Origin of the sequence: Mycobacterium sp. 1165178.9 (genome assembly GCF_001673555.1) — a bacterium.
GTDB lineage: Bacteria > Actinomycetota > Actinomycetes > Mycobacteriales > Mycobacteriaceae > Mycobacterium.
The window spans coordinates 1-9,083 of sequence record NZ_LZMB01000465.1; the positions used below are offsets into that span (position 1 = coordinate 1).

Annotated in this window: 10 protein-coding genes; 3 read left to right on the forward strand and 7 right to left on the reverse strand. The window is 65.7% G+C overall.

From position 1 onward, the window contains the following. Positions 1-1,539, reverse strand: a 1,539-nt coding sequence (locus A5652_RS20035) for an acyl-CoA dehydrogenase family protein (RefSeq protein ID WP_067355538.1), incomplete at its 3' end; no start/stop codon positions are given. Positions 1,540-1,738: 199 nt separating this feature from the next. Here A5652_RS20035 and A5652_RS20040 point away from each other — a divergent pair. Both A5652_RS20040 and A5652_RS20045 read left to right on the forward strand, forming a co-directional pair. Further along, entirely contained in the window at positions 1,739-2,770 is a 1,032-nt protein-coding gene (locus A5652_RS20040) for an isopenicillin N synthase family oxygenase (protein WP_067355541.1), read from the forward strand. 83 nt (positions 2,771-2,853) lie between these two features. Next, the gene (locus tag A5652_RS20045) at positions 2,854-3,342 is read left to right on the forward strand and encodes a flavin reductase family protein (RefSeq protein ID WP_067123936.1); all 489 of its coding nucleotides are present in this window, start codon (positions 2,854-2,856) and stop codon (positions 3,340-3,342) included. 23 nt (positions 3,343-3,365) lie between these two features. Here A5652_RS20045 and A5652_RS28140 read toward each other — a convergent pair whose 3' ends face one another. The 5 genes from A5652_RS28140 to A5652_RS20065 form a co-directional block, all read right to left on the reverse strand. After that, entirely contained in the window at positions 3,366-3,521 is a 156-nt protein-coding gene (locus tag A5652_RS28140; RefSeq protein WP_197514027.1) for a hypothetical protein, read from the reverse strand. 140 nt (positions 3,522-3,661) lie between these two features. Next, positions 3,662-4,408 carry a succinate dehydrogenase/fumarate reductase iron-sulfur subunit gene (locus tag A5652_RS20050; protein ID WP_067123930.1) on the reverse strand — a complete coding sequence of 249 codons (747 nt, stop codon included), beginning with the start codon at positions 4,406-4,408 and terminating at the stop codon, positions 3,662-3,664. Next, positions 4,405-6,324, reverse strand: a complete 1,920-nt coding sequence (locus A5652_RS20055) for a fumarate reductase/succinate dehydrogenase flavoprotein subunit (RefSeq protein ID WP_067355544.1) — start codon at positions 6,322-6,324, stop codon at positions 4,405-4,407. The genes A5652_RS20050 and A5652_RS20055 overlap by 4 nt, the downstream gene beginning before the upstream one ends. Before the next feature lie 44 nt (positions 6,325-6,368). Beyond that, complete coding sequence (locus A5652_RS20060) at positions 6,369-7,196, reverse strand: hypothetical protein (protein ID WP_067355547.1); 828 nt, start codon at positions 7,194-7,196, stop codon at positions 6,369-6,371. An 81-nt stretch (positions 7,197-7,277) separates the two neighbouring features. After that, on the reverse strand, positions 7,278-7,583 hold the full coding sequence (locus A5652_RS20065) for a hypothetical protein (RefSeq protein ID WP_067355549.1): 306 nt from the start codon (positions 7,581-7,583) through the stop codon (positions 7,278-7,280). A gap of 106 nt (positions 7,584-7,689) precedes the next feature. Here A5652_RS20065 and A5652_RS20070 point away from each other — a divergent pair, with 106 nt between their 5' ends. Then, positions 7,690-8,451, forward strand: coding sequence for an isocitrate lyase/phosphoenolpyruvate mutase family protein (locus A5652_RS20070; RefSeq protein ID WP_067355552.1), 762 nt, complete (start codon positions 7,690-7,692; stop codon positions 8,449-8,451). A gap of 69 nt (positions 8,452-8,520) precedes the next feature. Here A5652_RS20070 and A5652_RS20075 read toward each other — a convergent pair whose 3' ends face one another. Next, complete coding sequence (locus A5652_RS20075) at positions 8,521-8,961, reverse strand: Hsp20/alpha crystallin family protein (protein ID WP_067355555.1); 441 nt, start codon at positions 8,959-8,961, stop codon at positions 8,521-8,523. Positions 8,962-9,083 lie beyond the last annotated feature (122 nt).

Genomic DNA, 9,083 nt, shown 5'->3' on the forward strand with positions numbered 1-9,083 from the left:
GCCGGTCAGCGTCGCCGCCATCGCCTGGACGTCGTCTAGCGCCTTGGCCAGCAACTCGCGCTCGGTCTTCAGGCGGCCGTTGCCGGACTCGCTGTCGACGAACTTCTGGATCTGCTCGGATACGTGAGCCAGCGCCGTGCCCTTGTCGCGGACGATCTTCCGGAAGAAGAAGTCCTGCGCCTGGATGGCGGTGGTGCCCTCGTAGAGCGAGTCGATCTTGGCGTCGCGGATGTACTGCTCGATCGGGTAGTCCTGCAGGAAGCCGGACCCACCGAAGGTCTGCAGGCTCTCGGTGAGCTTGGCGTACGCCTGCTCCGAGCCCACACCCTTGACGACCGGCAGCATCAGGTCGTTGACCTTGACCGCCAGCTCGGCGTCCACACCGTGCAGTGCCTCGGCGACAGCCGAGTCCTGGTAGGTCGCCGTGAACAGGTACAGCGCGCGCAGACCCTCGGCGTAGGCCTTCTGGGTCATCAGCGACCGGCGCACGTCCGGGTGGTGCGTGATGGTCACCCGCGGCGCGGTCTTGTCGGTCATCTGGGTCATGTCGGCGCCCTGGACGCGCGACTTCGCGTACTCGAGCGCGTTCAGGTAACCCGTCGACAGCGTCGCGATGGCCTTGGTGCCGACCATCATGCGGGCCTGCTCGATCACCTCGAACATCTGCGCGATGCCGTTGTGCACCTCGCCGACCAGCCAGCCCTTGGCGGGGACGTCATGCTGGCCGAAGCTCAGCTCACACGTCGCCGATACCTTCAAGCCCATCTTGTGCTCGACGTTGGTGACGTAGACGCCGTTGCGCTCGCCCAGCTCACCGGTCTCGAAGTCGAACAGGAACTTGGGCACGAAGAACAGGGACAGGCCCTTGGTGCCCGGTCCGGCACCCTCCGGGCGCGCCAGCACCAGGTGGAAGATGTTCTCGAACAGATCGCCGGAGTCGGCGGAGGTGATGAACCGCTTCACACCGTCGATGTGCCAGGAACCGTCCTCTTGCTGGACTGCTTTGGTCCGCCCGGCTCCCACGTCGGAGCCGGCGTCCGGCTCGGTGAGCACCATGGTCGAACCCCAGCCGCGCTCAGCGGCCAGCTCGGCCCACTTCTTCTGCTCGTCGGTGCCGAGGTGGTGAAGGATCTGGGCGAAGCCCGCACCTCCGGCGTACATCCACACGGCCGGGTTGGCGCCCAGAAGATGCTCGTGCAGGGCCCATAGCAGCGCCTTAGGCGCCGGCACTCCGCCCAGCGCCTCGTCAAGACCAACCTTGTCCCAACCCGCCTCGATGACGGCCCGTACGGACTTCTTGAAAGACTCCGGCAGCGTCACCGAGTGCGCCTTCGGGTCGAAGACCGGCGGATTGCGGTCCCCCTCCACGAACGACTCCGCGACCGGCCCTTCGGCCAGCCGACTGATCTCGTTCAACATTTCGCGGGCGGTGTCGGCGTCCAGATCGCTGTACTCGCCTTGGCCCAAGGCCTTGTCAACGCCCAAAACTTCGAACAGGTTGAACTCCTGGTCGCGGACGTTGCTCTTGTAGTGGCTCACTACGGTCCTCCTCGTTGAGAATGCCACTTGTGGTTGGGTACTAGGTCTAAGTTACCCACCAGTAACACCGCTAAAATATCGCTAGCGTCAGCGGTATGCAAGCCAATGTGAGCTAGATTTCATTGCCTAATTAACCAACCGGTTGGGAAGCTGCAGGTCACGCGGTGGAAATTGATTTACCTGCGGTGATGATGCACACATGACCGATGTGCGCGGCGTCACTGCGCCGCCCGCGGAGCTGCCCACGGTGGACCTGCGGGCCGATCCGGGCCGTCTACGGGAGGGTCTGCGCGCCGCCGGCCACGAGGTCGGGTTCTTCTATCTCACCGGTCACGGCGTTCCGCCGGATTTGGTGACGCGGGTCCTCGACGCGGCCCGCCGTCTCTTCGCGCTGCCGCAGCGCGACAAGGACGCCGTCGCGATGGTGCGCAGCCCCCATTTCCGGGGTTACACCCGGCTCGGCGGCGAGTTGACCCGTGGGGAGGTGGACTGGCGCGAGCAGATCGACGTGGGGCCCGAACGGCCGCCCATCGGCGGGCTGGACGGGTCCGACTTTCGGTGGCTGCAGGGGCCCAATCAGTGGCCGGCCGCGCTGCCGGAACTAGCCGGGATCGTCGCCGAGTGGGATGCCGCGCTGTCCGCGGTGGCCCGCACCCTGCTGCAGCACTGGGCGGCCTCGCTGGGCAGTCCGTCCGATGTGTTCGACGCGGCCTTCGCCGACGCGCCCGCCACGCTGATCAAGATCATCAGCTACCCGGGCCGCGCGGCCAGCGCGCAGGGCGTGGGCGCGCACCGTGACGCCGGGGTGCTGACGCTGTTGCTGGCCGAACCGGGCAGCACGGGCCTACAGGTGCGGCCGCCCGGAATCGGACATTCGAACGGCGGCTGGATCGACGTGCCGCCGCGCGAGGGCGCATTCATCGTCAACATCGGTGAACTCCTGGAGGTGGCGACGCGCGGATACCTACGGGCCACCGAGCACCGGGTCAACCTGCAGGGGCTCGCGGGCGGCCGCATCTCGGTGCCCTTCTTCTTCAACCCCCGCCTGGACGCACGGATACCGGTGCTGTCGCTGCCCGACGAACTCGAGGCACGCGCCCAGCGAGTCGACGATCCCTCGGATCCGATCTTCGCGGTCTACGGCCGCAACGCTTGGAAGAGCAGGCTGCGGGCCCACCCGGATGTCGCCGCGGCGCACGGATATTCGGCAGAACGCTTAGAAAACGGGTAAGGGTGGCCGCGCCCGGGCGAGTGACGCCGGGTAGGGTCACATCCGACAAGTCCCGTCTCCGGCTCTAGGGGCGAATAAGTCCGGTGAACTCGAATAACAAGCTGACAGCGTCGTCGCTTCGGGAGGCCTTCGGTCATTTCCCGTCCGGTGTCGTGGCGATCGCCGCCGAGGTGAATGGAACCCGGGAAGGCCTGGCGGCCAGTACGTTTGTGCCCGTATCGCTGGATCCGCCGTTGGTCTCGTTCTGCGTGCAGAACACCTCCACAACGTGGCCCAAGCTCAAGGACCTGCCGATGCTGGGCATCAGCGTGCTTGGCGAGGAGCACGACGAGGCCGCGCGCTCGCTGGCCGCCAAGACCGGCGACAGGTTCGCCGGGTTGGAGACGGTCTCGCGGTCCACCGGGGCGGTGTTCATCAAGGGCACCGGCCTCTGGCTGGAAAGCGCTATCGAGCAGCTCATCCCGGCCGGCGATCACACCATCGTGGTGTTGCGTGTCAGCGAGGTGACGGTGGACGCCGAGGTGGCGCCCATCGTGTTCCATCGGAGCGTCTTTCGCCGTCTCGGCGCGTAGTAGTCGCGCCTTTCCACCGGCGGCTAGGGGCGGTGGCTCAGTTCTTCCCGAAAGCTCTGGATGCGGTTCTCGAGTTCGGCGGCATCGGTGTGCCGGCCTTCCTTGTTCGCGAGCTGGGCGCGGACCGACAACTGCCGAATTGCGGTGCGAATGTTGTTGATGCTGGCGGTTTCTCGCATGGGTTCCAATGAACTGCCTTTCCGGTCGCGGGTACACGGCCGCACGCGGCGGCCCGACAGGATGCAGTTTGGTTACCCGAGTCCCGCGACGGCCTAACGTCCGATGACGGGATCGGCCCGGATCAGAACGGCGTGGCAGCTCAGCGACGGAACAGCTTGTTTCCCAGCCACACCACGGGGTCGTACTTGCGGTCGGCGACCCGTTCTTTCATCGGAATCAGCGCGTTGTCGGTGATCTTGATGTTTTCCGGGCAGACCTCGGTGCAGCACTTGGTGATGTTGCAGTAGCCCAGGCCATGCTCGTCCTGAGCGTCGTTGCGCCGATCGCGGGTGTCCAGCGGGTGCATCTCCAGCTCGGCGATTCGCATCAGGAAGCGCGGGCCGGCGAACGCCTTCTTGTTCTCCTCGTGATCGCGGACCACGTGGCACACGTTCTGGCACAGGAAGCACTCGATGCACTTGCGGAATTCCTGGGAGCGTCCGACGTCCTCCTGCGCCATCCGGTATTCGCCGGGCTGCAGGTCCTTGGGCGGCGCGAAAGACGGTATCTCGCGGGCCTTTTCGTAGTTGAACGAGACGTCGGTGACCAGGTCGCGGATCACCGGGAACGTCCGCAGCGGCGTGACGGTGACGACCTCGTCCTCGGCGAACGTCGACATCCGGGTCATGCAGAGCAGCCGCGGCTTGCCGTTGATCTCCGCCGAGCAGGAGCCACACTTGCCCGCCTTGCAGTTCCACCGGACCGCCAGATCGGGCGTCTGGGTCTGCTGCAGGCGATGGATGATGTCGAGAACGACCTCGCCCTCGTTGACCTCAACCGTGAAGTCCTGCAGACCACCGTCGGCATCGTCACCGCGCCAGACCCGCATCGTCGCGTTGTAGGTCATTTGCCACTCCGTCCTGGGTGCCCGGCGAGTTCTTCGTCGGTGTAGTACTTCTCCAGCTCACCGATTTCAAACAGCTCCAGCAGATCGGGCCGCATCGGCGTCTGATCCTTCTTCGTGATGGTGATGTCCGGAATCACCTCGTCGCCATCGGCCGCCTCGCACACCAGCAGGACCTTGCGCCACGACGAGTCCATCGACGGATGGTCGTCGCGGGTGTGCCCGCCGCGGCTCTCGGTGCGCTGTAGCGCTGCCTTGGCGACGCATTCGCTGACCAGCAGCATGTTGCGCAGGTCGAGGGCGAGGTTCCAGGCCGGGTTGTACCGGCGCTGCCCCTCCACGTGGAGGTTTTTGAACCGCGCGCGCAGCTTGTCGAGCCGGGCCAGGGCCTCCGTGATCTCGTCAGACTTACGGATGATGCCGACCAGGTCGTTCATCGACTGTTGCAGTTCCAGCTGCAGGGTGTACGGGTTCTCCCCGGCGGCACCGTTGGCCGGCGCCTCGAAGGGCGAGAGCGCCCGCTTCGCCGCCGCCTCGACGGCGCCGTCCGAGATGGTCGGACGGCTGCTCAAGGCCCGCACGTAGTCGGCCGCGCCCAGACCGGCCCGCCGGCCGAACACCAGCAGGTCCGACAGCGAGTTGCCGCCCAGCCGGTTCGAGCCGTGCATACCGCCGGAGCATTCGCCGGCGGCGAAAAGACCGGGGACCGTGGCGGCTCCGGTGTCGGCGTCCACCTCGACGCCGCCCATCACGTAGTGGCAGGTCGGCCCGACTTCCATCGGTTCCTTGGTGATGTCGACCCCGGCCAGCTCCTTGAACTGGTGGTACATCGACGGCAGACGGCGGTTGATCTCCGCCGGCGTCAGCCGCGACGCGATGTCGAGGAAGACGCCGCCGTGTGGGCTGCCCCGGCCGGCCTTGACCTCGGAGTTGATCGCGCGCGCGACCTCGTCGCGGGGCAGCAGGTCCGGAGTGCGGCGGGCCGAGTCGTTGTCCTTGAGCCACTGGTCGGCTTCTTGTTCGGACTCGGCGTACTGGCCCTTGAACACCGACGGGATGTAATCGAACATGAACCGCTTGTCGTCGGAATTCTTCAGCACTCCGCCATCACCGCGAACGCCCTCAGTGACCAGGATCCCCTTCACACTCGGCGGCCACACCATGCCCGTCGGGTGGAACTGGACGAACTCCATGTTGATCAGCGAAGCGCCCGCCCGCAGGGCCAGCGCGTGGCCGTCGCCGGTGTACTCCCACGAGTTAGATGTGACCTTGAACGACTTGCCGATGCCGCCGGTGGCCAGCACCACCGCGGGCGCCTCGAACAAGATGAAGTTTCCGCTTTCGCGGATGTAGCCGAACGCCCCGGAGATCGCGTCGCCATCCTTGATCAGCTCGGTGATCGTGGTTTCGGCGAACACCCTGATCCGCGCTTCGTAGTCGCCGAGCTCGGCGAAATCCTCCTGCTGCAGCGAGACGATCTTCTGCTGCATGGTGCGGATCAGCTCCAGGCCGGTGCGGTCACCGACGTGGGCCAGCCGCGGGTAGGTGTGCCCGCCGAAGTTGCGCTGGCTGATCTTGCCGTCCTTGAGGCGATCGAACAGCGCGCCATAGGTTTCCAGCTCCCAGACGCGGTCCGGCGCTTCCTTGGCGTGCAGTTCGGCCATGCGCCAGTTGTTGAGGAATTTCCCGCCGCGCATCGTGTCGCCGAAGTGGGTCTTCCAGTTGTCCTTCGGGTTGGTGTTGCCCATGGACGCCGCGCAGCCACCCTCGGCCATCACCGTGTGGGCCTTGCCGAACAGCGACTTGCACACCACCGCGACCCGCAAACCCCGTTCACGCGCTTCGATAACCGCACGCAGCCCGGCGCCGCCGGCACCGATCACGACCACGTCGTACGTGTGCCGCTCGATTTCAACCATTGAAACCCTCGCTAGCTAATTCTGATTGATGTCGAAATGGCTTGTCAGCCAACAAATCTCAGGTCGGGGATGGTACCGCTGGCCACCAGCGCGACGTAGAAGTCGGTGAGCATCAGCGTGCCCAGCGTGATCCACGCGTACAGCTTGTGCCGTGTGTTGATGGCACTGACCTGCGTCCAGATCCAGTACCGCACAGGATGCTTGGAGAAGTGCTTGAGCCGCCCGCCGGTGACGTGCCGGCAGGAGTGGCACGACAGCGTGTAGATCCAGAGCATGACGACGTTGCCGAGCAGGATCAGATTGCCCAAGCCGAAGCCGAATCCGCCGGGTCCGCTGTCGGAGTGGAACGCGACGATGGCGTCGTAGGTGTTGATCACCGAGATGATGCCGGCGATGTAAAAGAAGTATCGGTGCGTGTTCTGGATGATCAGCGGGAACCGGGTCTCGCCGGTGTAGTGGGCGCGGGGCTCGGCCACGGCGCAGGCGCTGGGCGATTGCCACACCGTGCGGTAGTAGGCGCCGCGGTAGTAGTAGCAGGTCAACCGGAACAGCAGCAGGAACGGCAGCGACAGTGCCGCGTACGGCAGCCACCACACGTCGGGAAGGAACTGCGGCCAGATGTCGCCGGCCTCACCGCAACCCCTGCTCACACAGGGTGAGTAGAACGGCGTCAGGTAATGGTATTTGGGGACGAAGAAGTAATTCTGTTGGAACGCGCGCGCTGTCGCATATATAAGGAAGGCGGCGAAGCCGAGATCGATTCGCAGCGGCGACATCCACCACCGGTCGGTGCGTAGGGTGCGTTGCTGGATACGGGCGCGCGTGGGTGAAAAGACACCGGACGCAGGACGGTTCGCCGTGGGTGCGCTCATTTAGTGTGTTCCTCTTCGAACGGGCTGTAGGTCGAAGGGTACACAGAGGAAAGCCCCCCTTTTCTGGGGGGCTTGGGTTGTTCAGGCCCTGTTGTGACCCCCGACACCCTCGTCGTCGACGTCGCGCCAGAATTCGCTGTCGTACTGGGTGTCTGGAATGACGATCTTCTCGCCGGACTGCTGCACGGTGGCGCCGGCCAGGTCCAATTCGGACACGTCGGAGTCGAGCAGGTCGACGTCGGACATGATGCGGTCGGCATCGATGACGATGCGCCGCATGGCCGGACTGTCACCGTATCGGGCCCGCAGGGAACTCACGCACCGCCGCAGGCCGCCGATGAGGTCGTGGAGTTCGGCGAATTCGGTCGTGCCAGTCGTGCTCGTCAACGGATCTCCTCGGCAGTGTTTCGGATCACAGTACGCCCTCGATACTATCCACGGCACACGCCGCAGGTCAGTCCGTTGGGCCCGGATGTCGAGGGAGCAGTCACTTATGACGGGACGCACCACGCCGGCCGAACGGGCCGCCACGCTGCTGGAACTGCACCGGCCGGGCGACCCGGTCATCCTGCCGACCGTGTGGGATGCCTGGTCGGCGCGGCTGGCCACCGGCGCCGGATTCGCCGCACTCACCGTGGGCAGCCACCCGATGGCGGACTCGATCGGCAAACCCGACAACGAAGGCATGTCGTTCGACGATGTCCTCACCCGGGTCGCACAGATCACCGCCGCCGTCGACGTCCCGGTGTCGGTGGACATCGAATCCGGCTACGGGCAGCCGGCGACCCGGCTGATCGAGGGCCTCCTGGGCGCCGGGGCCGTCGGGCTGAACATCGAGGACACTGTGCACTCGGAGGGCAAGCGGTTGCGGTCCGCCGACGAACACGCCGAATTGGTCGGCGAACTGCGGTCGGCCGCCGACGCGGCCGGCGTGCACGTCGTCATCAATGCCCGGACGGATCTTTTCCTGCGCCAGGACGGTGAGGCGTCCGATCGCGTCGAACGGGCGGTGGCACGCCTGAATCAGGCGGCTGGCGCCGGCGCCGATGTGCTGTATCCGGTGGGCCGCCACGATCCCGACACGTTGCGGCGCTTGACCGCCGAGCTGGAGTTGCCGGTCAACGCGATCGCGCTGCCCGACCAGGACGACCCGGCGTCCTTCGGTCCGCTGGGTGTGGCGCGCATCAGTTTCGGGCCGTTCCTGCAGGCCGCGCTGGCGACCCGGGCCAAGGAGCTGCTGGCTCGCTGGAAGTGACGTGCCAAATCCGGCGGAGCCGTTGTGACTCCGCCGGATTCGGCTGTGTTTGTCCGAACTGGCCGGAGACTATTTGGTGATCTCGATGCGCTGCGCCTGGTTGTCGGCGTACGCACCGGCGACCCGCACCGTCAGCACGCCGGCGTCGTAGCTCGCCGTGATGGCGTCGCCGGTGACGTGGCCGGGCAGCTGGAACGACCGGCGGAATGACCCGTACCGGATCTCCCGTAGCGTGCGGCCTTCCTTCTCTTCCGAACGCTGATCGCGGTGCTCGCCGTGGATGACCAACCGTCCGCGGTCGACCTCGACGTTGACGTCCTGGTCGACGTCAACGCCCGGGAGCTCGACCCGTACGATCGCGTCGTCGCCGTCCTTGACGATCTCGGCGGCGGGCTTGAAGCCGCTGGTAGCCGGGGAGTTCCAGTCCGCCGCGGCGGCGGGTCCGAAAAAGTCGCGCAACCACCGGTCGGTGTCCCAGGCCGGTCGCGACCACAATGCGATGCTGCTCATGGCGCTTCCCTTCTAATTCCTTGAGCTTGATTGTGAGATTCCTGTGACCGGTGCTTGTGCGACCGGCTACTAGTACAAACATGAGTGAACCACGCTAAAGTTCCACCTCGTCGTTCGCCGGC

What these genes read in the sequence shown, in the direction of transcription:
- A5652_RS20075 (WP_067355555.1), bottom strand. Translation starts at nt 8,961, where the DNA reads ATGAGCAGCATCGCATTGTGGTCGCGACCGGCCTGGGACACCGACCGG.
- A5652_RS20060 (WP_067355547.1), bottom strand. Translation starts at nt 7,196, where the DNA reads ATGAGCGCACCCACGGCGAACCGTCCTGCGTCCGGTGTCTTTTCACCC.
- A5652_RS20070 (WP_067355552.1), top strand. Translation starts at nt 7,690, where the DNA reads ATGACGGGACGCACCACGCCGGCCGAACGGGCCGCCACGCTGCTGGAA.
- A5652_RS20050 (WP_067123930.1), bottom strand. Translation starts at nt 4,408, where the DNA reads ATGACCTACAACGCGACGATGCGGGTCTGGCGCGGTGACGATGCCGAC.
- A5652_RS20040 (WP_067355541.1), top strand. Translation starts at nt 1,739, where the DNA reads ATGACCGATGTGCGCGGCGTCACTGCGCCGCCCGCGGAGCTGCCCACG.
- A5652_RS20055 (WP_067355544.1), bottom strand. Translation starts at nt 6,324, where the DNA reads ATGGTTGAAATCGAGCGGCACACGTACGACGTGGTCGTGATCGGTGCC.
- A5652_RS28140 (WP_197514027.1), bottom strand. Translation starts at nt 3,521, where the DNA reads ATGCGAGAAACCGCCAGCATCAACAACATTCGCACCGCAATTCGGCAG.